This is a genomic window from Yinghuangia soli, assembly GCF_021502675.1.
In the GTDB taxonomy this organism is placed as follows: Bacteria; Actinomycetota; Actinomycetes; order Streptomycetales; family Streptomycetaceae; genus Yinghuangia; species Yinghuangia soli.
Genome location: NZ_JAKFHA010000004.1, coordinates 127,406 through 152,493, shown reverse-complemented (window position 1 = coordinate 152,493; position 25,088 = coordinate 127,406). Strand labels below are relative to the sequence as shown.

Here is a 25,088-nt window from a genome sequence, read left to right as displayed (position 1 = left end):
GGACCGGCGGGTCATCAGCGGTGGCTCAGCCGGCGCGACACGAAGTCGCCGACCAGCTGGACCGCCTGCACGATGACGATCAGGACGACGACGGTCACGAGCATCGTCCGGTCGTCGAAGTTCTTGTAGCCGTAGCGGATTGCGAGGTCGCCGAGCCCGCCGGCGCCGATGACCCCGGCGAAGGCGGAGTAGCCGACGACCGCGATGACGGTCACCGTCAGGCCCGAGACGAGCGACGGCAGCGCCTCCCGGACCAGGACCTTGCGCACGATGACGGGCACCGAGGCGCCCATCGCCTGCGCGGCCTCGACCAGGCCGCGGTCCACCTCGCGCACCGAGGTCTCCACCAGGCGGGCGAAGAACGGGACGGCGGCGACGGTGAGCGGGACCACCATCGCGTCGGTGCCGATCGCGGTGGCCTGGCCGAACAGCCCCATCACCCAGCGGGTGAACGGGATGAGGGCGACCAGCAGGATCAGGAAGGGGAAGGACCGGCCGACGTTGACCACGAAGCCGAGCACCTTGTTGACCGGCGGCACCGCGAGCAGGCCGCCCTTGTCGGTCAGCACCAGCAGGATGCCGAGCGGCAGGCCGATCGCGACGGTCAGCAGCATCGTCCAGCCGACCATCGTGAAGGTCTCCTGGAGAGCGGTCCACAGCAGCGGGCGCAGTTCGTCCCAGGGCATGTCAGGCCTCCTTCACCAGGGTCGGGACGGCGTCGGGGAGCTGCGCGGGCAGCGCGGCCGGGGCGAAGCCGGAGTCGTACGCGTCCAGCACGTCGACCTGCAGGCCCTGCTCGCGCAGGTAGCCGATCGGCACGACGTTGTCCTCGAACGAGCCGTCCAGCGCGATCCGCATGCGGCCGACCTGGCGGCCGGCGAGCGTCTCGACCGCGGCGCCGAGGATGTTGACGTCGACGTTGTAGGTGCGGGCCAGCGTGGACACGAAGGGGTGCGCGGTCTCGGCGCCCCGGAAGGTGATGTCCAGGATCGTGGTGCCGGTGCTGGGCGCGGGCAGGCCGAGCGGGAACATGTCCCGGGCCAGCCGCGAGTCGGGGCGGGCCAGCAGGTCGGTGACGGTGCCGGACTCCACGACGCGGCCCGCCTCCATGAGTGCGGCCGAGTCGCAGATGCTCTTGACCACGTCCATCTCGTGGGTGATCAGCAGGATCGTCAGGCCGAGCGAGGCGCGCAGCTCGCGCAGCAGGTCGAGGATCGACCGGGTGGTCTCCGGGTCGAGCGCCGAGGTGGCCTCGTCGCACAGCAGCACGCGCGGGTCGTTGGCCAGCGCGCGGGCGATGCCGACGCGCTGCTTCTGGCCGCCGGACAGCTGGGCGGGGTACGCCTTGGCGTGCTGCCCGAGGCCGACCAGGTCGAGCAGTTCGGCGACCTTGCGGGTGCGCTCGGCGCGGCCCACGCCGGCGATCTCCAGCGGGACCGCGATGTTGCCCGCGACGTCGCGGCCGCTCAGCAGGTTGAAGTGCTGGAAGATCATGCCGATGCGCAGCCGCTCGGCGCGCAGCTCGCGGGCCGAGAGCGCGGTGAGCTCGCGGCCGCCGACCTCGACGGTGCCCGAGGTGGGGCGCTCCAGGAGGTTGACGGTGCGGATCAGGGTGCTCTTGCCGGCGCCGCTGCGGCCCAGCACGCCGAAGATCTCGCCTTCCGGGACGTGCAGGCTGACGTCGTCGAGGGCGGTCACCTCGCGGTCGCGGGTGCGGAACACCTTGGTCAAGGCGTGGGTACGGATCACCGTGGATTCCAGGTTGCTCGGGGACCGCGGCGGCGTGCCGTGAGGTTCGCTCAGGGCAGGCGTCGCCGGACGGGCGGGCGGGGAGTGTTCGAACGGGCCGGGGCGCCGGACAGGTGGGCGCTCAACCGGTCGCTGGGCTCAGGGCCTCAGCAGCCGCACATTCGACACATTCGGCGCATACAGCAGCGAGTCGGGGCGATGGCCTCGACTGCGCGCATGTGTGCCGTGATGAACATGGTGACGATTAAATCAGACAAACATCGGTCTGGGAAATGTGAACGGATGCAAAAGACCCCGACGACCATGACTTCGCAGGTCGCCGGGGTCTTTTGAAGTTGTTTCCAAGGTATGAACAGGCCGGGTGCGGAGCGCGGTCGAGGGAGGCCGCGGCTTCGCCGGGACTGCCGGGCAGCCCGAGTCGGGCCCGAGTCAGTCTGCGCGTCAGGCCGCGAGGGTGGTGGCCTTGGTGAGGTAGACCAGGCTGAGCCGCGGGCCGACCCGCTCCACGCGGGCCTCCGCGTACCCGAGGCGGGCGTACAGCCGCAGGTTGTCCTCGCTGCGGTGGCCGGTGAACAGCTCGAACGACTCGGCATGCGCCAGCCGGTCCTCGACCGCGTTGAGCAGCCGCGTACCGAGGCCGTGGCCCTGCAGGCGCGGGTGCACGATCAGCCGCCCGATGCGCGCCACGCCGTCCTCGACCACGCCGCGGACCGACCCGACGACCTCGTCGCCGAGCCGCGCGACCAGCACGGTGTGGGTGGCGAACTCGGCCTTCAGGCTGTCGAGCGACTGGGTGAGCGCCGCAAGGCCGTAGTCGTTGTACAGGGCTGCCTCGCCCTGGTAGCAGAGGTACTGCAACTTCAGGATCTGTTCGGCATCGGCTACGTCAGCCGTGTCGACCCGTACGTTCTGCCCCATCCGGTACTCCCTGGTGTACCCGCGGGCACGCGCGGCCGGGGACGCCGACCCGACGTCCCCCGCCGCACGGGCCCTGATCGCCCTGATCGCCGTGCGAAGTGTGCACGGGCGGCGGGCAATACGCCCGCCGCCTTGTGTTCCGTCACTGTTCCACACGGCTTTTCCGGTTCTTCTACCCGGGTGGGAACCCGCGGCACACCCTGGATCGCGAGGCCGCGCAATCGGGATGTCCGGAGCGGCCGGGGCGAGGGTCAGGGCAGCCCGATGAGCCGGCGGACCACCTTGTCCCGGGCTTCGACCGCGGCACCGAAGTTCTCCACGATCCGCGAGACCAGCAACGTGACATGGGCGTCGCGGCCCACCACGTACCGGCCCTTGGGGTTCTCCGCGGTGGCCGCGAACGCGATCACGTCGGCGACCTCGTCGGTGTCCGTCCAGAACGGCTGGACCAGGGTGAACCCGAGGTCGAGGCGGCGGAAGGCGGTCGCGTATTTAGACCCCCGGTAGCGGTGCGCGACGTCGGCCATGTCCTCGCTGATGCCGCTGCGGAAGCCGCCCGGCGCGACGACCACGACCTGGACGCCGGAGCCGGCCACCTCCAGGCGCAGCGCGTCGGAGACCGCCTCCATCGCGTGCTTGCCGGCCTGGTACCAGCCCATCAGCGGATAGGTGACCTTGCCCGCCACCGACGAGACCTGGACGATCCGGCCCCATCCGCGGTCCTGCATGTGCGGAAGGGCCAGCCTGGCGAGCCGGATCGGGGCGAACAGGGAGGTCTCCAGGTGGTGCCTGGCCTCCTCCTCCATGACGTCCGCGACCGGCGCGTAGCAGGTGCTGCCCGCGTTGTTGACCAGGATGTCCGGCCGCACGTCGCCGATGACGTCCTTGCAGCCGGCCGCGTCGGTCACGTCGAGCAGGCGGGTCTCCACGTCCACGCCGGCCTCCTCCGCGGCGGCGTGGACCTTCTCGGCCTTCTCCGCGGACCGCACGGTGCCCACGGCGTGCAGTCCGGTCCGGGCCAGCTGCAGGACCGCGGCCAAGCCGAGTCCCGAGTTGGCGCCGGTGACGAGTGCGGTCTTCCTCGGTGCTTTCCGTGCCACGGTCACCCTTCCGTCAGACTCCGGCCACCGAGGCCGGCACCGGGGCCGCGGCGGCAGGGGCCTCCTGCGCGCCGGCCGCCGGCTTCGCGGTCAACGTCGTCGGAACTGCGGTGGACGCGGGGACGGCGTTGTCCTCCGCGGCCGGCGTCGCGGCCGGAACGGTCGGCGCGGTCGCGGGGGCCGGGCCGCGCGCTGCGGGCGTCCGGCGGACGCGGGCGGCGGTGGCCTGGGCGGGGATCTGCGGCTGGGGGTCGGCCGGCGGCGCTGCCGGACCGGTGGTCGTGCCGGCCGGTACCGGTGCCGCTGCGGTCCGCGGGCCGGCGGGCTTGCGGGCCGCCGGCTTGCGGGACGCGGTGGCCGCGGTCCGGGTCGTGGTCGTGCTCTTCGCGGCGCCGCCGCGCGACGGGGCCCGCTTGGCCGCGGTCTTCGCGGCAGGCTTGGCGGCGGGCTTGGCCGTGCTCTTCGCGGCGGTCTTGGCGGTCTTCGCGGCGGGCTTGGCCGCGGGGGTCCGCTTCGCCGCGGGCCGGGCGGCGGGCTTGGCGGCGGGCACCGGCGGGGCCTCGGCCGCGGCTGCGACCGGGGTCTCGGCGACGGTCTCGGCCGGCGCCTCGACCGGCTGTCCGGCCGGAACCTCGACCGGGTCCTCGGCCGGGACCACGGCCTCCGCCTCGGTCTCCGCCTGGGTCTCCGGGTCCGGCTGCGGCACCGAACCGGCCGGGAGCCCGAACTCGTGGGCCGCCTTCAGCAGGACGTTCAGCTGGTCGACGATGCTGTCGGCCAGCGCGAAGGGGTCGGGCAGCGTCTCGCGGTCCGCGAGCACCCCGATGTCGATCTGGTCGTCGTAGCTCATGCCCCCGACGAAGAGGCCGAATCCGTCCGCGACTATGCCCATCGAGTGGAACGCCTCCACCTTCTGCCCCTGCGAGTACAGCGTCTTGCGGGGGCCCGGAACGTTGGAAATGACCGCGTTGCAGACCGGCGGGAGATGCGTGGCGATCTTCGCCGCGCGGAAGACGTCTCCGCCGAGGCTCAGCAGAACCGGAGGCGGGGTGTCCGCCAGGTTGGTCAGCAGGTCGTTGCCCAACGCGCCCTGCACGGCCTTGGAGGCCAGCGCGTTCTCATGGATGCACAAAAGGCGTTCCGCGGGATCGGCGATGTCGGTGGAAAGGCCCACCAGCATGCCGGTGATCAAGTTGCCGCTGGAGCGCGTGTCGCCCTTGGTGGCGTCGACCGGAACGGTCCCCACCAACTGCTTGTCGGGCGTCTCGCCGAAAGAATCGAGCTGTTCGCGCATCGCGCCGCCCACGATGGCGAGCACGACGTCGTTGACCTTGACGCCGAAGGCGTTCTTGACGGTCTTCACATCGGACAGCGAGACCGTGCAGAACCCGTACGAACGCTCCTTCCCCACCGGCGCGTTGAAGCGGGTCCGCGGCATGTTGAGGGGCATCGCCTGGGAGAGCCGCCCCGTCATCGCGGCGGACACCACCCCCTGCGCGGTCGATCCCAGCTGCCCGACCAGCCGCACCGGGGTGCCGGCCACCGACTTGGCCATCTCGGCGACGCGCGCGAACCCCTCGGGCAGCGGGTCCTCTTCGTCCGGCATGGGCAGCGGCACCAGTTCGCGCGAGATGCCGCCGACCGGGTCGGCGTCGAAGAAGACCTCCTGCATCGACGCGCCGGCCCGGCCGTCGATGCACGCGTGGTGCACCTTCCACATGTGCGCGATGCGGTCGTTCTCCAGGCCCTCGACCACCCACCACTCCCAGAGCGGCCGGTCGCGGTCCAGGCGGTTGCGGTAGATCTGCGCGGCCAGGTCGGCCAGTTCGCGGCGTCCGCCGGGCCTGGCCACGGTCGCGCGGTGCACATGGTCGCGGAAGTCGAAGTCCGGGTCGGGCACCCAGTGCGGGCGGGACAGCCCCCACGGGCTCTGCACCAGCTTGCGGCTCAGCAGCGGCAGCCGCGGCAGCCGCTTCGCGAGCGTCTCCTTGAAGGCCTCGTGGTCGATGCGTCCGCCGGTGTCCGAGGCGTCCACGACGGTGAGGCAGACGACGTGCATCGGCCATGTCTCCGACTCCAGCGCCAGGAAGGCCGAGTCCAGACCGGAGAGCTTCACCAGGTGTTCCTCCTCCCGATGCCCGACGAGGTCAGGGCATCATCGATGAAGCGACGGGTCTGCCGGTTCCACATCGCCCCGATGTGCGAACCGCGGTACCAGCAGACGGACGGTTCCTCCCAGTGCTTCCACAGCCGGTACGCCTGCTGCGGCGTGGCCATGCGGTCGGCAAGGCCCGCGTAGACGAACCGGCGTTCCAGGGGCACCCGCGGGGTGACGGCGAGCGGCGAGACGACGTGGTGGATGGTCTCGGCCTCGGTGCCGAGCAGTCCCGCCGCCTGCACTTCGCGTTTGATGTCGTCCGGCACGTGGTGCGACATGACCCAGGCCATGTCCACCGACGGCACGCCGACGATCACGCAGTCGAGGTCCTCCACGCCCGCGAGCAGCGCGGCCACGTACGCGCCGAGCGAGAGCCCGTGGACCGCGACTTTGGTGGCGCCCTGGCTGCGCGCCCAGTCGATGCAGCGCCGGGTGTCCCAGACCGCCTGCCCCAGGCCGTGCACGTTGCCGAGGTAGTCGAACGAGATGAACGGCGCGTCCTGGGTGCGGGACGCCTTGCGCGGGCCGTGCATCGGCAGGACCACGTGCATGACGTTGACGCCCAGTTCGCGGTGCATGCGCTGTGACCGGAAGGCGGCCAGGTCGCTCGGCCGGCCCATGCCGAAGCCGTGCAGGTTGACCACCCACGGCCGGGGCTTTCCGGGGTGCCGGAGGACGTACGCCCAGACGCGCTGGTTCGCGCCGGCGGACTGCCACCGGGTGGCGCCGGGGATACCGGGCCAGGGGACGTAGCCGCTGTCGAAGGCAAGTTGCTCGTAGCTGATGGTGCCGTACAACTTGCCGCGGATGACCGGGTCGGTCAGCGGCGGAGGTTCCGGGTGGAACAGCGCCGGGTCGTCCAGGTAGGTCTCGGCGCGGAACTTGCCGAGCGCCTCGGCGACTTCCTCGCGGATCCGGAGGGCGTCCTCCGGGCCCGGCGAGAGCCGGCTGGTGGACATGAAGGCCACCACGAGCTCGTCGAGGAAGGCCGCCGAGACCAGGCCGGGCGTCGGGAAGACCGTCGGCATGTCCGGGTAGTTGCGGCGCTCGGCGCGCAGCGACCGGACGTACGAGCGGACTCCGAAGCCGACCGAGCGCGGGACGCTGCGCAGCATCGCCCCCATGGGGATGTCGGACAGCAGCAGTGCGGACTTCTCGCCCTCGGAACGTATCCGGCGCAGGCGGTCGAGCATGCTTGATTCCCCTCCCCCGAGCGGATGGTGCGCGGCCCCGGCCAGAGCAGGACAACACGGCGCAGCCGATCACTCACAGTGATCCGTTCGCAACCCTGCGGCGATCCGGCACGCCCGACAGTAGTACGGAATCAACGGAGCGAACACAGCCACTAGCCAGTAGTAACGACGAATTCACATATACGTCCGGAACCTTTACTTCCACTCATGACCGACCAGTCGTCCGAGACGGCACCGAAACGGAACGGCAATGTGCCGGGTACGGAACGGTGGACGATCACTCGCGACCGGTTGCGGGGATGCGTTTCCGCCACGCCGTGCGACGGCGGCGCCGGGGCGATGGGAGCATGCACGTGCCGGGGGCGATCGCCCCCGGCACGTGCCGGGGGAAGGACGTTCACGTGGAGCCGTTGCAGCCCGAGGATCCGAGGCAACTGGCCGACTACCGCCTGCTGGCCCGGCTCGGCGCGGGGGGCATGGGCCGGGTCTACCTGGCCCGCTCGCCGGGCGGCCGGACCGTCGCGATCAAGGTGGTCCGGCCCGAACTCGCCCTCGAGGAGGGGTTCCGGACCCGTTTCCGGCGCGAAGTCGCGGCCGCCCGGCGGGTTTCCGGCCCGTACACCGCCCCGGTCGTGGACGCCGACCCGGATGCCGGGACGCCGTGGCTGGCCACAGCGTATGTGGCCGGCCCGTCGCTGGTCGACGCGGTCGCGGCGCATGGACCGCTGCCCGAGGCGACCGTGCGCGCGCTCGCCGCGGGACTGGCCGAGGCGCTCGCCGCCGTGCACGCCGCGGGGCTGGTGCACCGCGACCTCAAGCCGTCGAACGTGCTGCTCGCCCCGGACGGGCCGCGGCTCATCGACTTCGGCGTCTCGCGCTCCGTGGACGACACCGCGATCACCAGTACCGGTCTTGTCGTCGGCTCGCCCGGCTACATGTCGCCGGAGCAGGCCGACGGCGGCGACATCGGGCCGGCGTCCGACATGTTCTCGCTGGCCTCGGTCCTGGTCTTCGCGGCCACCGGGCAGGGGCCGTTCGGATCCGGTTCGACGCCGTCGCTGATCTACCGGATCGTGCACACCCAGCCGGATCTCGGCGGCGTGCCCGGCTATCTCGTGCCGATGGTGGCACCGCTGCTGGCCAAGGACCCGGCGCAGCGCCCGGTGCCCGCGCAGCTGCGCAACGCCGCGCTGCCCGGCGACCAGACCACCGAAGTCCTCACCCGGGCCGGGTGGTTGCCGCCGGCCATCACGTACGACATCGCCTCGCGCAGTGCCGCACTGCTCGACCTGGAAGGCGGTACGCAGGTGCCCGGGGCGGTGCCCGCCGCCGCCCCGCCGGCCCCGGCCGCTCCGCCGTCCGCGGTGCCGCCGCCTCCCCCGCCCGCGTACGCACCCACGGTGGGTGCCCTGCCCGGCGTACCGCCTCCGGGTGCCCCGGTGCCCGGTGGCCCCGCGCCGTGGCCGCCGGCTCCGGTGCCGCACGAACAACCGCTGCACGCCGGGCCCGCAGGCCACGCCGGTGGCGGATTCCCGTTCGGCCCGCCCGGCCCGCCGCCCGGCGCGCCGGCCTCCCCGGCGGTCGCCCGGCGCGGGCTGCTCATCGGCGGCGCCGTGGTGTCGGTGGCCGCGGTCGGCGGCGTGGCCGGCTGGCTGGCCACCCGGTCGGACGGCGGCGGTACCGGGAAGGCGTCGGGCAGCGGCTCGTCCTCGACACCCACCGGCGGCAAGCCGTCCGGCTCGGGCGGCGCCTCCGCGGCACCCCCGCCGTCCGCTTCGGCCAAGCCGGTGTACCGGATCGGCATGCAGGGCGGCGTGACCGGCCCCAACGCGCAACTCGGCATCAATGTCCGCAACGGTGCCGAACTCGCGGTCGAGCAGGCCGACGTGCGCGGCGACCTGCCGTTCCGTATCGAGTTCGTCGCCTCCGACGACGAGGCCAGTGCCACCAAGGCCGCGTCCGCCGCGCAGAAGCTGATCGACAACGCAAAGGTCCTCGCCGTGGTGGGGCCGGTGTTCAGCATGACGGCCAAGAGCGCCCTGCCGCTGTACGACAGTGCCGGACTGGCCACCGTGACCCCGTCCGCGACCAACCCGCTGCTGGCCGGTCTCGGCTTCGACACCTTCCACCGCGCAACACCGAGCGACACCACGCAGGGCACCGACATGGCGGCCTACCTCGCCAAGAAGCTCATGGCCCGGAAGGTGTTCGTGCTGGACGACATGTCCGAGTACGGCCAAGGGCTTTCGGCCACCCTGTCGGCCGGGCTCGGCCGGCTGGGCGCGGAGGTCGTCAAGGACTCGGTGCCTCAGCGCACCACGGACTTCTCGGCGGCCGCGACGGCCGTGAAGAACTCGGGCGCGGACGCCGTCGCGTACCTGGGCTACTACCAAGAGGGCGGCCTCTTCGCGAAGAAGCTGGCCGAAGTGGGCTTCACCGGCGCCCGCATCGGCCCGGACGGCATGGCCGACCCGGCATTCGTCGCCGCGGCCGGAACCGCCGCGGAAGGCTGGTCGATGACCGTCCCGGCCGTCGACGCAGGCGCCGAGAGCACGCTCGCCAGGTTCGCCGCGGACTACTCCGGCAAGTACCGCGAAGCGCCCGGCACCTACGCCGCCGAGGCCTTCGACGTCGCCAACCTCCTCATCCAGGCGATCAAGTCGCTGGGCAACCAGCCCGCCACACGCGCGGCCGTACTCGGCGCGGTGCGTGCAAGCCGCTACCAAGGCCTGGTCAAGTCGTACGCGTTCGACCGCGGCAACGGCGAATGGGCAGGCACCGGCGGGACCTTCGCGTACGAGGTGAAGTCCGGAAAGATCCAGTACCTCGGCAGCGTCGCCAAGCTCACCGGCGGCTGAACCGCCACCCCTCGAGGTCCTCGCGCCGCGTGGATATGCCGATGAAACGACCAGTCGGTCCTGGCACTATGTCCGCGCAAGATCCACTCGGGGAAGGAACCGCACGTGCACCCGCTGCAGTCCGACGATCCGGCCGCCGTCACCGGCCGCCACCTGTCAGCACGACGGGACGAAGCATCCGGTACCGCGCCGGACCCGGCGCGCCGGCGCCTGATCATCGGCGGTGCGCTGCTGTCCGCCGCGGCGATCGGCGGTGTGGCCGCGTGTTCGTCCGACGGCACCAAGTCGGCCGCGGCGACCGGCTCCGCTCCCCCGCCCGCGCCCCCGGCGGCCGGGCCGAGCGAGGCGCCGGCGGCGCCGACCCCCACCGGCCCCAAGCCGCGCTACCGGATCGGCCTGCAGGCTCCGCTCTCCGGCGGCGGCGCCGCGGAGATGGGGGCCAATCTCCAGACCGGTGTCGAACTCGCCCTCAAGCAGGCGGAGTCGACCGGCAAGCTGACGTTCCGGCTCGAGCTGGTCGTCGCGGACGACGAAGGCCAGGGGCCCAAGGGGCCCGCTGCCGCCAAGGTGCTGCTCGACGACAGCGAGGTCGTCGCCGTCGTCGGACCGCTGTTCAGCGGCCCCGCCATGACCACCGGCGAGGCGTACGGCGCCGCGGGGCTGGCGACCGTCACGCCGGGGGCCACGAAGCACACGCTCGGCACCCGCGGGTTCACCGCGTTCCACCGCGCGCTGCCCGGCGACCGGGCCGAAGGCACCGAGATGGCCGCGCTGTTGGGCGGCAAGCTCAAGGCCACGAACGTCGTGGTGGTGGACAACAAGACCGAGTACGCCGACAGCATCGTGGAAGGCCTCCTGGAGGGCCTGACCTCGCGCGGCATCAGCCACAGCCGCAAGACCGCACCGCCCGGCACCCGGGACTTCGCCGCCATCGCCACCGCGGTCGCCAAGGCCGGCGCGGACGCGGTGGTGTGCGTCGGCTACGGCCCCGAGGCGGCGCTTCTGTCCAAGGCGCTGGACTCGGCCGGCTTCACCGGTACCCGGCTCGGCGCCGATGCCATGGCCGAGAAGGGCTTCGTCTCCTCCGCGGGCAGTTCGGCCGAGAACTGGTGGCTGACCGTCCCGGTCGCCGACGCCGCCGCGGAGCCCGCACTCGCCGCGTTCGCGGCCGATTACGAGCGCGTGTTCCAGAAAAAGCCGGGCATCTACGCCGCGGAAGGCTTCGACATCGCCAACCTGCTCATCGAGGCGGTCAAGTCGCTCGGCAACCAGCCGGTCACCCGCGCCGCGGTCCTCGGCGCGGTCCGGTCCAGCCGCTACCAGGGCCTGGTCAAGTCGTACGCCTTCGACCGCAGCACGGGCGAATGGGCCGGCACCGGCGGGACGTTCGCCTACCAGGTGAAGTCCGCGAAGATCCAGTACGTGGGCAGCGTGGCCAAGCTCGTGGCCGGCTGACCCGGTCGGCCGCACGGCGGACGACGGCCGAAGCGGCACCGCAACGCGTCGGGCCCGGTCCGCGTACCCCAGGGGTGCGCGGACCGGGCCCCACAGTGTCCTTCGCTCAGCTCTCCGCCCAGGTGCGCTGCACCTTGAGGTCCTCGCGCAGGTCGGACAGCTGCTCGGCGACGCGGACCGGGGCGGTGCCGCCGCGGCCGTCGCGCGAGCCGATCGAGCCGAGCACGGTCAGCACGCTGCGCACCTCGGGAGTCAGCTCCGGGGAGATCTCGGCGAGCTGCGCGTCGTCGAGGTCCCACAGCTCCAGGCCGCGCGGCTCGCAGTACTTCACGCAGGCGCCCGCGACCTCGTGCGCGACGCGGAACGGGGTGCCCTGCTTGACCAGCCATTCGGCGATGTCGGTGGCCAGCGAGAAGCCGGCCGGGGCGAGCGCCTCCAGGCGTTCGCGGTGGAAGCGCAGCGTGGCGACCATGCCGGTGAAGGCGGGCAGCAGCACTTCGAGGGTGTCGATGCTGTCGAAGACCGGCTCCTTGTCCTCCTGCAGGTCGCGGTTGTACGCGAGCGGGAGGGCCTTGAGGGTGGCCATCAGGCCGGTCAGGTTGCCGATCAGCCGGCCGGACTTGCCGCGCGCCAGCTCGGCGATGTCCGGGTTCTTCTTCTGCGGCATGATCGACGAGCCGGTGGAGTAGGCATCGTGCAGGTCGACGAAGGAGAACTCCTTCGTGTTCCAGATGATGATCTCCTCGGCCAGCCGGGACAGGTTGACGCCGAGCATCGCGGTGACGAACGCGAACTCCGCGGCGAAGTCGCGGCTCGCAGTGCCGTCGATGGAGTTCGCGGCGGACGCCGAGAAGCCCAGGTCGCGGGCCACCGACTCGGGGTCCAGGCCGAGCGACGAGCCGGCCAGTGCGCCGGAGCCGTACGCCGACACGTCCGTGCGCCGGTCCCAGTCGCGCAGCCGGTCCGCGTCCCGGGAGAACGCCTGGACGTGCGCGAGCAGGTGGTGGGCGAGCAGCACCGGCTGGGCGTGCTGCAGGTGGGTGCGGCCCGGCATCGCGACGTCGAGGTTGGCGGCGGCCTGCTCGACCAGCGCCTCCTGCAGGTCGGCGAGCAGCGTGCCGATGGTGCGGGCGTGGTCGCGCAGGTACATGCGGCCGAGCGTGGCGATCTGGTCGTTGCGCGAGCGGCCGGCCCGCAGCTTGCCGCCCAGCTCCGGGCCGAGCTGCTCCAGCAGGCCGCGCTCCAGCGCGGTGTGCACGTCCTCGTCCTCGATGGTCGCGGTGAACGTGCCCGCCGCGACCTCCGCCTCCAGCCGGTCCAGACCGGCCAGCATGCGGGTCAGCTCGTCCTCGGTGAGCAGCCCGGCCTTGTGCAGGACGCGGGCGTGCGCGCGCGATCCGGCGATGTCGTACGGCGCGAGCCGCCAGTCGAAGTGGACCGACGCGGACAGCTTCGCCAGTGCCTCGCTCGGGCCGTCGGAGAACCGGCCGCCCCAAAGACGGGTGGTCTCCTGCTCGTTCGTCACGGTAGTCGCCTTCTCTTGGTGCGGGTGGTCGTCGTAGGGCGGTGGCGGATCGCGGGGCGGCCGAGCGGCCGCCCCGCGCCGCGGGACTACTGGGTGAGGTCGCGGCCCGCCGCGATCTTGCTGGACAGGCCGAAGATCTCGATGAAGCCCTTGGCCTGCGACTGGTCGAAGGTGTCGCCCGAGTCGTAGGTGGCCAGGTTGAAGTCGTAGAGCGAGGTGTCGCTGCGCCGGCCGGTGACCACGGCGCGGCCGCCGTGCAGCGTCATCCGGATGTCGCCGGACACGTACTGGTTGGCCTCCTCGACGAAGCCGTCCAGGGCGCGCTTGAGCGGCGAGAACCACAGGCCGTCGTAGACGAGTTCGGCCCAGCGCTGCTCGACCTGCCGCTTGTAGCGCGCGAGTTCGCGCTCCACGGTGACGTTCTCCAGTTCGGCATGCGCGGTGATCAGTGCGATGGCGCCGGGCGCCTCGTAGATCTCCCGGCTCTTGATGCCGACCAGGCGGTCCTCGACCATGTCGATCCGGCCGACGCCCTGCGCGCCGGCCCGCCGGTTGAGCTCCTCGATGGCCTGCAGGACGGTGACCGGGCGGCCGTCCAGCGCGACGGGCACACCGGACCGGAAGGTGATGACGACCTCGTCGGCCTCGCGCGGCACGGCCGGGTCCTGGGTGTACTCGTAGACGTCCTCGATCGGGCCGTTCCAGATGTCCTCGAGGAAGCCGGTCTCGACCGCGCGCCCGAAGACGTTCTGGTCGATGGAGTACGGCGACTTCTTGGTGGTGGCGATGGGCAGGCTGTTGGCCTCGGCGAAGGCGATCGCCTTGTCCCGGGTCATCGCGTAGTCGCGGACCGGGGCGATGCACGTGAGCTCGGGGGCCAGCGACGCGATGCCGACCTCGAACCGGACCTGGTCGTTGCCCTTGCCGGTGCAGCCGTGCGCGACCGTGGTGGCGCCGTGCTTCTTGGCCGCGGCGACCAGGTGCTTGGCGATGACCGGCCGGGACAGCGACGAGACCAGCGGGTACTGGTCCATGTAGCGGGCGTTGGCCTTGATCGCCGGGAGGCAGTACTCGTCGGCGAATTCGTCGCGGGCGTCGGCCACTTCGGCCTCGACCGCGCCGCAGGCCAGGGCCCGCTTGCGGATGGCCTCCAGGTCCTCGCCGCCCTGCCCGACGTCCACCGCGACGGCGATGACCTCGGCTCCGGTCTCCTCGGCGATCCAGCCGATGCAGACCGAGGTGTCCAGACCTCCGGAGTATGCGAGTACGACGCGCTCGGTCACGAGCGTTCTCCTTCGTTCGGTCCGCCGGGCCCGGGGCAGGACGGGCCTTGCGGGGTGGTTCAGGTGGTGCGGTCCGCGGCCGAGGTCATCCGGTGGTCATCCGGTGGTCATTCGGTCGCGGCGGCGCGGCCTTCGGCGAGCGAGATCAGGTGGGCGACGAGGGCGGCACCGCCCTCGGGGTCCCGGCACACCAGGAGGATGGTGTCGTCGCCGGCGATGGTCCCGAGCACCTCGCGGCTCTCCGCGTGGTCCATCGCCGAGGCGAGGAACTGCGCGGCCCCGGGCGGTGTGCGCACCACCACGAGGTTGCCGGAGGCCTCCGCGGAGACCAGGAGTTCGCCGGCCAGCCGGGCGAGCCGCCCTTCGCTGACCGCGTCCTCGAGCGGCGGCCGCGGCGTGCGGTCGCCGCCCTCGGCGGGCACCGCGTAGATCAGCGCGCCTTCCGCGTCGCGGATCTTCACGGCGCCCAGCTCGTCGAGATCGCGCGAGAGCGTGGCCTGCGTGACGGCGAGGCCGTCGTCGGCGAGCAGCCGGGCAAGTTGCCCTTGGGACCTGACCCGGTTCCGGGTCAGCAGGTCCACGATCCGCCGGTGCCGGGCGGTCCGGGTGCTGGGCACCGCGTACACGCCGTCGGATGCCGGCGTCGGCATGGTGTCCTGCTCGTTGCTCATGACGACCTCGCCTACCTTCGGACTCGTCGTCGGCCGCCGAGGCGCGCCGCGGTCGTGGGGGTCATGCCGCACCTCCCGGGGTCGAGGCGGCGGTCGCCGCATCGAGGATCTTGGGCAGCGCCTCGACCAGCGCGGCCGCGTCGGCGTCCTCGACGACCAGCGGCGGGGCCAGCCGGATGACGTCCGGGGCGACCGCGTTGACGAGGAAGCCGGCGTCGCCCGCGGCCGTCGCGACCTGGGCGGCGACCGGTGCGGTCAGCACGATACCGAGCAGGAGCCCGGCACCGCGTACGTGATCGACCAGCGGGTGGCCGAGTCCCTGCACGCCGTCCGCGATCCGGGCGCCGAGCTCCCGGGTGCGGTCCAGCAGGCCGTCCGCGTCGATGGTGTCGAGGACCGCGAGGCCGGCCGCGCAGCACACCGGGTTGCCGCCGAAGGTCGAGGCGTGCTGGCCGGGGGCGAGCAGTTCGGCGGCCTTGCCGAACGCCACGCAGGCGCCCAGCGGCAGGCCGCCGCCGATGCCCTTGGCCAGGGTCATGACGTCGGGCTGCACGCCGCCGAAGTACGGGTCCTGGTGGGCGAACCAGTAGCCGGTGCGCCCGGTGCCGGTCTGCACCTCGTCGAGCATGAGCAGCGCGCCGCGCTCGGCGGTGATCTCGCGGGCCCGCTCCAGGTAGCCGGGGGGCAGCGGCCGGACCCCGAACTCGCCCTGGATGGGCTCCAGGAGCACGGCCGCGGTGTTCTCGGTGACCGCGGCGTCGAGCGCCTCGATGTCGCCGAACGGGACGTACTTCACGCCGCCGGGCAGCGGTTCGAAGCCCTCCCGCTTGCCGGGCTGGCCGGTGAGCGCGAGGGCGCCCATCGTGCGGCCGTGGAACGAGCCTTCGACGGTGACGACCTCGGGCCGCCCGGTGCGGCGGGCGATCTTGAAGGCGGCCTCGTTGGCCTCGGCGCCGGAGTTGCAGAAGAACACCCGGCCGTCCCGGCCGGTCAGGCCGAGGAGCCGCTCGGCGAGCTCGACCGCGCGGGTCGAGATGAACAGGTTGGAGACGTGCCCGACCGCGGAGATCTGGGCGGTCACCGCGTCGATGATCGCCGGGTGGGCGTGCCCGAGGACGTTCACCGCGACGCCGGAGAGGAAGTCGACGTACTCGCGGCCGTCCGCGTCGACCACGTGCGCGCCCTTGCCGGACACCAGGGCGACGGTGGGCTGCCCGAGCGAGGGCATCAGGGCGCCGGCCCAGCGCTGCCGGTAGTCCGCGTTGCCGCTCGCACCGGTGTCCGCGTGGTTCCCCGTCATGCCCCTGCCCCCTTGCCGTGTGCCGGGACGACCATGGTCCCGACGCCTTCGTCGGTGAACACCTCGAGCAGCAGCGAGTGCGCGACCCGGCCGTCGAGGACGTGCGCGGCCTTGACGCCGGCCTGGACGGCGCGCAGGCACGCCTCCATCTTGGGCACCATGCCGCTGGACAGCTTGGGCAGCAGCGCGGCGAGCTCGTCGGCGTCCAGCCGGCTGATCACCTCGTCGCTGGTCGGCCAGTCGGCGTACAGCCCCTCGACGTCGGTGAGCACGACCAGCCGCTCGGCCTTGAGGGCGGCGGCCAGGGCGGCCGCGGCGGTGTCCGCGTTGACGTTGTAGACGTGCCCGTCGGCGCCGCGCGCGACCGACGAGATGACCGGGATGCGGCCGTCGTCCAGCAGCGCCGCGATGGCGCCCGGGTTGACCTCGACGACGTCGCCGACGAGGCCGATGTCGACGAGCTCGCCGTCCACCACGGCGTGCCGCTTCTCGGCGGTCATGGTGTGCGCGTCCTCGCCGGTCATGCCGACCGCGAACGGACCGTGCTCGTTGATCAGCCCGACGATCTCGCGCTGCACCTGGCCGGCCAGCACCATGCGCACGACGTCCATCGCCTCGGGCGTGGTGACCCGCAGGCCGCCCGCGAAGGTGGACTCCAGGCCGAGCTTGTCCAGGTGCGCGCTGATCTGCGGGCCGCCGCCGTGCACGATGACCGGCTTGAGGCCGGCGAAGCGCAGGAAGACGACGTCCTGGGCGAACGCCCGCTTGAGGGCGTCGTCGACCATGGCGTTGCCGCCGAACTTGATGACGACGGTCTTGCCGTAATAGTGCTCGAGCCACGGCAGTGCCTCGATGAGGGTGTGCGCCTTGCCGAGCGCGACGTTGTGCCGTGCGGCCCGGATGGCCTTGCCCACCGACTCGGTCTTCACCGTGCTCCCCCCGGAGTTGGTGTGGGTCTGCGCTGTCTGTGCGACGTGCTCGGTCATGACGAGTACGCCGAGTTCTCGTGGACGTAGTCCGCGGTCAGGTCGTTGGTCCAGACGGTGACGGTCTCGGCGCCGGCGTTGAGCCGGGCGGTGATGAAGACCTCGCGGCCGGTCATGTCGACGAGGTCGCGGTCCTCGCCGACCGCGCCGCCCTTGCAGACCCAGACGCCGTTGATCGCGACGTCCAGCTCGTCGGCGTCGAAGGCCGCGCCGGTGGTGCCGATCGCGGAGAGCACCCGGCCCCAGTTGGGGTCCTCGCCGTGGATCGCGCACATCAGCAGGTTGTTGCGGGCGATGGAGCGGGCCACTTCGAGCGCGTCGGCCTCGGTTGCCGCGCCCTCGACCACGATGGCGATGTCCTTGCTGGCGCCCTCGGCGTCGCCGATCAGCTGCCGGGCCAGGTCGGCGCAGACCGCCTGCACGGCGGCCGCGAACTCGCCCTGGCCGGGGCTGATCCCGGAGGCGCCGGAGGCGAGCAGCAGCACGGTGTCGTTGGTCGACATGCAGCCGTCGGAGTCGATCCGGTCGAACGTGGTGTGCGTGGCGGCCCGCAGCGCGGCGTCCAGCTCCGCGGCCGGGACGTCGGCGTCGGTGGTGAGCACCACGAGCATGGTGGCGAGCCCCGGGGCGAGCATGCCCGCGCCCTTGGCCATGCCGCCCACGGTCCAGCCGGCGCCGCCCGCGGTGGCGACCTTGTGCACGGTGTCGGTGGTCTTGATGGCGATCGCGGCGGCCTCGCCGCCGTCCGCGGACAGTGCGGCGGCCGCGGCGTCGACGCCCGGCAGCAGCTTGTCCATGGGCAGCTGGAGGCCGATCAGCCCGGTCGAGCAGACCGCGACCTCGCCGGCGTTCAGGCCCAGCAGGCCGGCGACCTGCTCGGCGGTCTTGTGGGTGTTCTGGAAGCCTTGCGGCCCGGTGCAGGCATTCGCCCCGCCGGAGTTGAGCACCACGGCCTGCAGCTGCCCGCCGGTCAGCACCTGGCGCGACCACTTCACCGGGGCGGCCTGCACGCGGTTGGAGGTGAACACACCCGCCGCGGCGAGCGAAGGCCCGTCGTTGACCACGAGCGCGACGTCGGCCGCGCCCGTCGTCTTGAGTCCGGCGGCGACGCCGGAGGCCCGGAATCCCTTGGCTGCGGTGACACTCACGGTGCGACCCCCGTCTTGCTCAGTCCCAGGTCCTCGGCGAGGCCCAGGGCGATGTTGGTGCTCTGCAAAGCGCCGCCGGCGGTGCCCTTGGCGAGGTTGTCGATCGCGCCGACGACGACCAGGCGGCCGGCCCGCTCGTCGACCGCGACCTGGATCAGTGCGGTGTTGGCGCCGTAGACCATGGCGGTGGCAGGCCACTGGCCTTCGGCCATCAGGTGCACGAACGGCTCGTGCGCATAAGCGGCTTCGTACGCGGCCCGGGCCTGCTCCGCGGTGACGCCCGGCTTGAGCTTGGCGGTGCAGGTCGCCAGGATGCCGCGCGACATGGGGACCAGGGTCGGGGTGAAGGACACCGTCACCGTCTCGCCCGCCGCGGCGCTCAGGCCCTGCCGGATCTCCGGGGTGTGCCGGTGCACGCCGCCGACGCCGTACGCGCTCGCCGATCCCATGACCTCGCTGCCCAGCAGGTGGGGCTTGAGGGCCTTGCCGGCCCCGGAGGTGCCGGACGCGGCGACGATGACGACATCGGGCTCGACCAGCCCCGCGCCGAACGCGGGCACGCAGCTGAGCAGCGACACGGTCGGGTAGCAGCCCGGCACCGCGATGCGCTTGGTGTCCTTGAGCAGCTCCCGCGCGCCGGGCAGCTCCGGCAGGCCGTACGGCCAGGTGCCGGCGTGCGGCGAGCCGTAGAAGTGCTCCCACTCGTCCGCGTCGTGCAGCCGGAAGTCCGCGCCGCAGTCGACCACCAGCACGTCGTCGCCGAGCTGCGCGGCGATCTCCGCGGACTTCCCGTGCGGCAGCGCGAGGAAGACCACGTCGTGCCCGGCCAGCGTCTCCGCGCTGGTCTCGGCCAGCACGCGGTCCGCGAGCGGCACCAGGTGCGGCTGCAGCGCACCGAGGCGCTGGCCGGCGTTCGACCCTGCCGTCAGCGTGCCGATCTCGATCTCCGGATGCGCGAGCAGCAGGCGGAGAATCTCGCCGCCTGCATAGCCGCTGGCTCCCGCCAATGCCGCCGTGACCCCCATGGTCGCCTCCTCGTGATGGCATGACTATACGGAGGCTGGAAGATGTATGCAAACAACATCGCCTGTGCCGCCCGACAAGTCGGACGCCACCCTTCAATCATGCCGATCATGCCGCGCCCCCGGCACGCGGCCCGCCGCAAGCTGTGGACAACGCGCAGAGGGGGACAGCGGTCGCAAGAAACGCCGTGCGGAGTACAGGGCGGGGTGGCGACACGGACCGGAAACGGCTCCGCCCCCGGGTCGTCGGCCGGGGGCGGAGGCTTGGGCGGGCGGGGATGTGCCCGGCCCGAGGCGGGGCGGCGGTCCGCGGCGGCGGACCGGCGCCGGTCAGGAGGCGGCGGCGTCCTCCTCGGCCAGCGCCCGGCGGGCGGCGCCGATGGCGCGCGGGTCCCAGCCGGGGCGCGGGACCGAGGCGGAGAGCAGGCGGGTGTAGGGGTGCGCGGGCCGGCCGAGGACCTCGCCGGTACGCCCGGCCTCGACGATGCGGCCGGAGCGCATGACGATCACGTCGTCGGTGACGCACCGGACGACGCCGAGGTCGTGGGTGATGAAGAGGTAGCCGACGGCCGTCTCCTCGCGGATGTCGGCGAGCAGGTTGAGGATCTGCGCCTGGACCGAGACGTCGAGGGCCGCGACGGCCTCGTCGAGGACGAGCACCTCGGGGCGGACCGCGAGCGCGCGGGCGATGGCGACGCGCTGGCGCTGGCCGCCGGACAGCTCGCGGGGCCGGGCGTCCGCGGCGCGGGCGCCGAGGCCCACCTGGTCGAGCAGCTCGTGGATGCGGGCGTCGTGATCGGTGCCCGGGAAATGCAGCTTGAGGGTTTCCGCCAGGACCGCGCGCACGGGGGCGCGCGGGTCCAGGGACAGGTAGGGGTCCTGGAAGACCATCTGGACGCGGCGGGCCCGGGCCAGGCGGGCGGCCCGGCCGCGCCCGGTGCCGTTGTGCGCCTGGCCGCGCACCCGCACGGTCCCGGAGTCGGCGCGCTCCAGCCCGACGATGATGCGGGCGGTCGTGGTCTTCCCGGAGCCGGACTCGCCGACGATCCCGAGCGAGCCGCCCGGCGGCAGCACGAACGACACGTCGTCGACGGCCCGCACGTCGCCGAAGGAGCGGCACAGCCCGGTGACTTCGAGGAGCGCCTCGGGGGACGCGGCGGGCGCAGCAGTCGCGGAGGTCCGGTCAGGCATCGACGGTCTCCCCTTCGAGGCGGGTGCCGAGCCGGTCGCTGTGGTGGCATGCGGCGGTGTGGGCAGGGTTCCCGGGCGCGGGTGCGGCCTGCGGCGCCTGCTCGGTGCAGACCGCGGTCGCGAGGACGCAGCGCGGTGCGAACGGGCAGCCGGAGAGTTCCTCGCGCAGGTCCGGCGGCTGCCCCTCGATCGCGGTGAGGCGCCCGGGCGGGGCGTCCGGATCCGGGGTCGAGTCCAGCAGTGCCTTGGTATAGGGGTGCCGGGGGTGCGCGAACAGCTCGGCCGCGGGCCCGGACTCCACGATGCGCCCGGCGTACATGACGCTGACCCGGTCGCTGATCGCGGCGGCGAGCCCGAGGTCGTGGGTGACGAAGAGCAGCGCGGTGCCGAAGCGCTCCCGCATGTCGCCCAGGAGGCTGACCACTTCGGCCTGGGTGGTGACGTCCAGCGCGGTGGTGGGTTCGTCGGCGAGCAGCAGTTTGGGGTCGCCCATGAGCGAGCCGGCGATCATGACGCGCTGCAGCATGCCGCCCGAGACCTGGCTCGGGTAGCGGCGCAGCGCCGCGGAGGTCAGGCCGACGGCCTCCAGCAGCTCGACGGCGCGGGCCTCGGCGGCCGCCGAGGTGAGGACCTTGTTGAGGACCACGCTCTCGGTGAGGAAGTCGCCGATGCGGCGCAGCGGGTTGATGGCGGCGCGGGGGTCCTGGAAGACCATGGCCGCGGTCCGGGTGCGCAGGTCGCGCAGTTCCTTGGCGGTCATGGTGAGGACGTCCTGCCCGGCCACCTCGACGGTGCCCTCGGCGACCGCCCCTTCGGGCAGCAGCCGCAGGACGGTCCGCGAGGTGAGGGTCTTGCCGGAGCCGGATTCGCCGACCAGGGCCACGGTCTCGCGCGGGCCGACCGCGAGGTCGACGCCGTCGAGGACCGGGCGGGCGGTGTGCGGGAGCCGCAGGCGCAGGCCGCGGATGTCGAGTGTGGTCACCGCTTCCTCCCCGCGACCTTGTCGGCCCAGCGCTCGCCGACCACGTTGAACGCGACGACGGTGAGGATGATCGCCGCGCACGGGATGACGGCGGAGAGCGGATAGCCGCTCTGGATGGCGGACTTCCCGTCGAAGACCATGCGTCCCCAGTCGGGTGTGAGGGCGGGGACGCCGAGGCCCAGGAACGACAGGCCGGCCAGGTCGATCAGGGCGTACCCGAAGTTGACGGTGGACTGCGCCAGCACCACGGGCGCGATGTTGGGGACCACGTGGCGCAGGCAGATCTGCAGGCCGGAGTGGCCCTGCACCTTGTAGGCGGCGACGTACGGCCGTTCGCGCTCGGCGAGGACGAGCGAGCGGGTCAGCCGGCTGACGTACGGGAAGTACGCCACGGACAGGGCGACCACCGGGGCCATGAGGCCTTCGCCGTAGACCGCCACGATGAGGATCGCGAGCAGCAGGCCGGGGAACGCGAGGGTGAGCTCGGAGCCGCGGGAGAGCAGCGAGTCGAGCCATCCGCCGCGCCAGCCTGCCGCGACGCCGACCGCCGCGCCCAGCAGCGTGGACAGCACCACGACGCCGAGCGGTCCGAGCAGCGAGGTGCGGGCGCCGACCAGCAGCCGGGAGAGCGTGTCGCGGCCCGCGGCGTCGGTGCCGAGGAGGTGCTCGCCGGACGGCGGGGCCAGGGCGTTCCCGAGGTCGGCGGTGTTCGGGTCGTGCGGTGCGATCCAGGGGGCGAGCAGCGCCAGGAGCACGACGAGGCCGACGAAGACCAGGCTCGCCACGTACAGCGGGGCGCGTTTGGCGCGGACCCGGGCGAGCCCGGGGCGCCGGATCAGTGCGGCGGCGCCGGCGGGCGCCGGGGTCGAAGCCGGGGCAGGAGCCGGGGCTGGAGCAGGGGCGGTCATGCCTTGGACCTCGCTCCCAGGGTGATGCGCGGGTCGACGAGCGGCAGCAGGAGGTCGACGACGAAGTTCACGGTCATGAAGATGCCGATGATGATCAGGGAGATGGCCTGCACGGTCGGGAAGTCCTTGGTGGTGGCCGCACGTTCGAGGAGCTGGCCGATGCCGCCCACACTGAACGCGGACTCCACGAGCACCGTGCACACCAGCAGCGTCGAGACGATGAGCCCGGCGGTGGTGAGCACCGGCCCGAGCGCGTTGCGGAAGACGTGCCGCCGGATGATGTGGCGTTCCGGGACGCCGCGGCTGCGCGCGACGGCCACGTGCTCGCCTTCCATGGCCTCCAGCATCGCGCTGCGCGTGACCCGGGCGAGGAGTCCGACGAGGTAGAGCGCGAGGGCGACGGCCGGCAGCGTCAGGTGCCACACCATGCTGCCGAAGCCTTCCCCGCTGCCGCTCCCGCTGGACGGGAACCAGCCGAGCTGGACCGCGAAGAGGCCTTGCAGCAGGATCGCGGCGACGAACGACGGGGTGCCGATCGCGAACGTGGTGCCGACCAGGACCGTCGTGTCGGCCGCCCCGCCGCGCACCGCGCCGAACCGGCCCAGGGCCAGCCCGAGGACGACGACGATCAGGAGCGCCATGCCGACCAGCAGCATCGTGGTGGGCAGCCGCGAGGCCAGCAGCTCCGAGACGTCGGTGCGGTACTGCAGGGAGCGGCCGAAGTCGCCCTGCAGCACGTTGCCGAGCCAGCGGAAGTACTGCGCGAAGAACGGGTCGTCCAGGTGGTACTGCTTCTCGATCGCCTCGAGGGCGGCCGGGGAGGCCGACCGCCCGCCGAGGAGGAAACTCGCCGGATTGCCCGGCGCCAGGTACATCGCACCGAAGACCACGAACGAGGCGCCGAGCAGGGTGACGGCCATTTCCAGCAGCCGCCGTACGGCGAATCTCAGGAAGTTCACCCCGCGGCCCCCACATCGGCCGCCCAGGGGTAGTACATGTACGAGATGGTGGTCGGCGCGCCGGTGATCCGCTTGTTGAGGAACACCGTGGACGGCCATTCGGCGACCGGCATCCACAGCACCCGGTCGTGGGCCATCTGCTGGAGCTTGGCCTCCAGGGCGAACTTCTGCGCCGGGTCGTAGGTCTGGAAGATCTGCTCGACCAGGGCGTCGTACTCGGGGTCCGAGTAGGAGGCGTGGTTCTGGTAGGCGCCGGTCTTGAAGTTGCGCAGCAGGTCGACCGGGTCGGTGACGGACAGGTAGAACGTCTCGGGGAACATGTCGATCCCCTCGCGCGCCGCCGGGTCGGTGAACAGCGCCGAGAACGCGTCCGGGGCGATGGTCTTGAGCTCGATCTGCAGGCCGATCCGGGTGCCGGCGTCCTGCAGCGCGGTGGCCAGCAGCGATACGTCCAGGCCGATGGGGCTGGTGGCCACGACGAGCTTCTTGCCCTTGGCGCCGGCCTCTTCGATGAGCTTCTTGGCCTGCTCGATGTCCTGGGTGGACGGCGGCAGCTTGTCGAACGCGGCGGCCTTGGCGTCGGCCGGCGCACCCGCCCACGAGGCCTTCGGGGTGATCGAGTTGGTGACCGAGCCGTTGCCGGCCAGTGCGGTCTTGACGAACCCGCTGCGGTCCAGCGCCATCGATATGGCCTTGCGGACCCGGACGTCGCCGAGGGCGCCCTTCATGCTGGTCACGTTGACGTTGACGGTGCTGAGGCCCTCACCGAAGTAGAGCGTGCCGACGCCGCTGTTGCGCAGCCGCTCGTAGCTCTCGGTGGGGACCAGGAAGCCGCCGTCGACCTCGCTGTTGAGCATGGCGTTGGTGCGCGCCGACGGGTCGGTGAGGAACTTGAACTCGACGCTCTTGGACTTGGCCTTGGTACCCCAGTACGCGTCGTTGCGCTGCAGCTGCAGCGACTGGCCCTTGGACCACTCCCCCAGCTTGTACGGGCCGGTGCACTCCAGGCCGCCCTGGACGCCGTAGTCCTTTCCGGCTGCCTCGACACCCTTCTTGCTCGCCACCACGCCCGCGGCGGTGGCCATGAGCTGCGGGAACATCGAGTCGGCCTGCTTGAGCTTGAAGGTGACCTGGAGCGGCCCGGTGGCGGTGACCGACTCGACGTACTGGAACGAGTCGGCCCACGCGGCGCCGATCTCGGGGTCCATCTGGCGGCCGACGCTGAACACGACGTCGTCCGCGGTCATCGTCTCGCCGTTGTGGAACTTCACGCCGGACCGCAGGTCGTAGACCCAGGTCAGCGGGTCCGGGTTGGCCGTCTTCTCGGCCAGGCCGGGGGCCACGGTGAGCTGCGGCGTCCACCGCATGAGGCTTTCGCAGACGTTCGACAGCACGGTGTTCTGCGGGTAGTCGAACGCCATGGTGTAGTCGAGGGTCAGCGGTTCGGCGTAGAGCGCCCAGCTGAACTTGTCGATCTCGCCCTTGGCGGGCGGCGTTCCGTCGGACAGCTTGTAGCCGCCGCCGTCAGGCGAGGGTCCGCCTTCCTTCTTCGGCGGGCCCGAACAGGCGCCCGCGACCAGGGCGAGGGCCACGACTGCCGCGGCGGGCACGGCCGTGCGGCGCAGGGCGGATCTGGACGTGAGCGGGACATTTCGGCGCATCAGCGGGCGCATCTGGAGGTC

At 72.3% G+C, this 25,088-nt stretch carries 20 protein-coding genes; 2 read left to right on the top strand and 18 right to left on the bottom strand.

The window, feature by feature from the left end; translation table 11 throughout:
* Nucleotides 1-14 precede the first annotated feature (14 nt).
* The 6 genes from LZ495_RS09715 to LZ495_RS09690 form a co-directional block, all read right to left on the bottom strand.
* Nucleotides 15-686 (bottom strand): methionine ABC transporter permease, encoded by a 672-nt coding sequence (locus tag LZ495_RS09715; RefSeq protein ID WP_235051637.1) that lies wholly within the window; start codon nt 684-686, stop codon nt 15-17.
* 1 nt (nt 687) lies between these two features.
* The gene (locus LZ495_RS09710) at nt 688-1,749 is read right to left on the bottom strand and encodes a methionine ABC transporter ATP-binding protein (RefSeq protein ID WP_235051636.1); all 1,062 of its coding nucleotides are present in this window, start codon (nt 1,747-1,749) and stop codon (nt 688-690) included.
* 441 nt (nt 1,750-2,190) lie between these two features.
* Complete coding sequence (locus tag LZ495_RS09705; protein ID WP_235051635.1) at nt 2,191-2,667, bottom strand: GNAT family N-acetyltransferase; 477 nt, start codon at nt 2,665-2,667, stop codon at nt 2,191-2,193.
* A gap of 251 nt (nt 2,668-2,918) precedes the next feature.
* Entirely contained in the window at nt 2,919-3,767 is an 849-nt protein-coding gene (locus LZ495_RS09700; protein ID WP_235051634.1) for an SDR family NAD(P)-dependent oxidoreductase, read from the bottom strand.
* Nucleotides 3,768-3,780: 13 nt separating this feature from the next.
* Nucleotides 3,781-5,883 carry a WS/DGAT/MGAT family O-acyltransferase gene (locus LZ495_RS09695; protein ID WP_235051633.1) on the bottom strand — a complete coding sequence of 701 codons (2,103 nt, stop codon included), beginning with the start codon at nt 5,881-5,883 and terminating at the stop codon, nt 3,781-3,783.
* Entirely contained in the window at nt 5,880-7,118 is a 1,239-nt protein-coding gene (locus LZ495_RS09690; RefSeq protein WP_235051632.1) for an alpha/beta hydrolase family protein, read from the bottom strand. Before LZ495_RS09690 ends, LZ495_RS09695 begins: the two co-directional genes overlap by 4 nt.
* 401 nt (nt 7,119-7,519) lie before the next feature.
* Here LZ495_RS09690 and LZ495_RS09685 point away from each other — a divergent pair, with 401 nt between their 5' ends.
* Nucleotides 7,520-9,976 (top strand): bifunctional serine/threonine-protein kinase/ABC transporter substrate-binding protein, encoded by a 2,457-nt coding sequence (locus LZ495_RS09685; RefSeq protein ID WP_235051631.1) that lies wholly within the window; start codon nt 7,520-7,522, stop codon nt 9,974-9,976.
* A gap of 105 nt (nt 9,977-10,081) precedes the next feature.
* A complete protein-coding gene (locus LZ495_RS09680; protein WP_235051630.1) occupies nt 10,082-11,431 on the top strand; it encodes a branched-chain amino acid ABC transporter substrate-binding protein in 1,350 nt (449 codons plus the stop codon).
* A gap of 106 nt (nt 11,432-11,537) precedes the next feature.
* Here the strand turns inward: LZ495_RS09680 and argH are convergent, their stop codons facing one another.
* From argH to LZ495_RS09620, 12 genes are all read right to left on the bottom strand, one after another.
* Nucleotides 11,538-12,956: an argininosuccinate lyase gene (gene argH / locus LZ495_RS09675; RefSeq protein ID WP_235051629.1), complete on the bottom strand. Its 1,419-nt coding sequence runs from the start codon at nt 12,954-12,956 to the stop codon at nt 11,538-11,540.
* Between the two features lie 86 nt (nt 12,957-13,042).
* Nucleotides 13,043-14,239, bottom strand: coding sequence for an argininosuccinate synthase (locus LZ495_RS09670; protein ID WP_235051628.1), 1,197 nt, complete (start codon nt 14,237-14,239; stop codon nt 13,043-13,045).
* A gap of 107 nt (nt 14,240-14,346) precedes the next feature.
* Nucleotides 14,347-14,910, bottom strand: a complete 564-nt coding sequence (locus tag LZ495_RS09665; protein ID WP_235051627.1) for an arginine repressor — start codon at nt 14,908-14,910, stop codon at nt 14,347-14,349.
* A 61-nt stretch (nt 14,911-14,971) separates the two neighbouring features.
* Nucleotides 14,972-16,210: an acetylornithine transaminase gene (locus LZ495_RS09660; RefSeq protein ID WP_235051626.1), complete on the bottom strand. Its 1,239-nt coding sequence runs from the start codon at nt 16,208-16,210 to the stop codon at nt 14,972-14,974.
* A complete protein-coding gene (gene argB, locus LZ495_RS09655) occupies nt 16,207-17,112 on the bottom strand; it encodes an acetylglutamate kinase (RefSeq protein WP_235051941.1) in 906 nt (301 codons plus the stop codon). Before argB ends, LZ495_RS09660 begins: the two co-directional genes overlap by 4 nt.
* 80 nt (nt 17,113-17,192) lie before the next feature.
* Complete coding sequence (gene argJ / locus LZ495_RS09650) at nt 17,193-18,344, bottom strand: bifunctional glutamate N-acetyltransferase/amino-acid acetyltransferase ArgJ (RefSeq protein WP_235051625.1); 1,152 nt, start codon at nt 18,342-18,344, stop codon at nt 17,193-17,195.
* Nucleotides 18,341-19,369 carry an N-acetyl-gamma-glutamyl-phosphate reductase gene (gene argC, locus LZ495_RS09645; RefSeq protein WP_235051624.1) on the bottom strand — a complete coding sequence of 343 codons (1,029 nt, stop codon included), beginning with the start codon at nt 19,367-19,369 and terminating at the stop codon, nt 18,341-18,343. Before argC ends, argJ begins: the two co-directional genes overlap by 4 nt.
* Before the next feature lie 327 nt (nt 19,370-19,696).
* Nucleotides 19,697-20,557 carry an ABC transporter ATP-binding protein gene (locus tag LZ495_RS09640; RefSeq protein WP_235051623.1) on the bottom strand — a complete coding sequence of 287 codons (861 nt, stop codon included), beginning with the start codon at nt 20,555-20,557 and terminating at the stop codon, nt 19,697-19,699.
* Nucleotides 20,550-21,539: an ABC transporter ATP-binding protein gene (locus LZ495_RS09635; protein WP_235051622.1), complete on the bottom strand. Its 990-nt coding sequence runs from the start codon at nt 21,537-21,539 to the stop codon at nt 20,550-20,552. Before LZ495_RS09635 ends, LZ495_RS09640 begins: the two co-directional genes overlap by 8 nt.
* On the bottom strand, nt 21,536-22,447 hold the full coding sequence (locus tag LZ495_RS09630; RefSeq protein ID WP_235051621.1) for an ABC transporter permease: 912 nt from the start codon (nt 22,445-22,447) through the stop codon (nt 21,536-21,538). Before LZ495_RS09630 ends, LZ495_RS09635 begins: the two co-directional genes overlap by 4 nt.
* The gene (locus LZ495_RS09625; RefSeq protein ID WP_235051620.1) at nt 22,444-23,406 is read right to left on the bottom strand and encodes an ABC transporter permease; all 963 of its coding nucleotides are present in this window, start codon (nt 23,404-23,406) and stop codon (nt 22,444-22,446) included. The genes LZ495_RS09630 and LZ495_RS09625 overlap by 4 nt, the downstream gene beginning before the upstream one ends.
* Nucleotides 23,403-25,079 carry an ABC transporter substrate-binding protein gene (locus tag LZ495_RS09620; protein ID WP_235051619.1) on the bottom strand — a complete coding sequence of 559 codons (1,677 nt, stop codon included), beginning with the start codon at nt 25,077-25,079 and terminating at the stop codon, nt 23,403-23,405. The genes LZ495_RS09625 and LZ495_RS09620 overlap by 4 nt, the downstream gene beginning before the upstream one ends.
* Nucleotides 25,080-25,088 lie beyond the last annotated feature (9 nt).

Excerpts from the sequence above, each read along its gene's own strand:
- LZ495_RS09715 (WP_235051637.1), bottom strand. The coding sequence starts at position 686 with ATGCCCTGGGACGAACTGCGCCCGCTGCTGTGGACCGCTCTCCAGGAG.
- LZ495_RS09690 (WP_235051632.1), bottom strand. The coding sequence starts at position 7,118 with ATGCTCGACCGCCTGCGCCGGATACGTTCCGAGGGCGAGAAGTCCGCA.
- LZ495_RS09640 (WP_235051623.1), bottom strand. The coding sequence starts at position 20,557 with ATGCCTGACCGGACCTCCGCGACTGCTGCGCCCGCCGCGTCCCCCGAG.
- LZ495_RS09620 (WP_235051619.1), bottom strand. The coding sequence starts at position 25,079 with ATGCGCCCGCTGATGCGCCGAAATGTCCCGCTCACGTCCAGATCCGCC.
- LZ495_RS09630 (WP_235051621.1), bottom strand. The coding sequence starts at position 22,447 with ATGACCGCCCCTGCTCCAGCCCCGGCTCCTGCCCCGGCTTCGACCCCG.
- LZ495_RS09660 (WP_235051626.1), bottom strand. The coding sequence starts at position 16,210 with ATGACGGGGAACCACGCGGACACCGGTGCGAGCGGCAACGCGGACTAC.
- argC (WP_235051624.1), bottom strand. The coding sequence starts at position 19,369 with ATGGGGGTCACGGCGGCATTGGCGGGAGCCAGCGGCTATGCAGGCGGC.
- LZ495_RS09665 (WP_235051627.1), bottom strand. The coding sequence starts at position 14,910 with ATGAGCAACGAGCAGGACACCATGCCGACGCCGGCATCCGACGGCGTG.
- LZ495_RS09705 (WP_235051635.1), bottom strand. The coding sequence starts at position 2,667 with ATGGGGCAGAACGTACGGGTCGACACGGCTGACGTAGCCGATGCCGAA.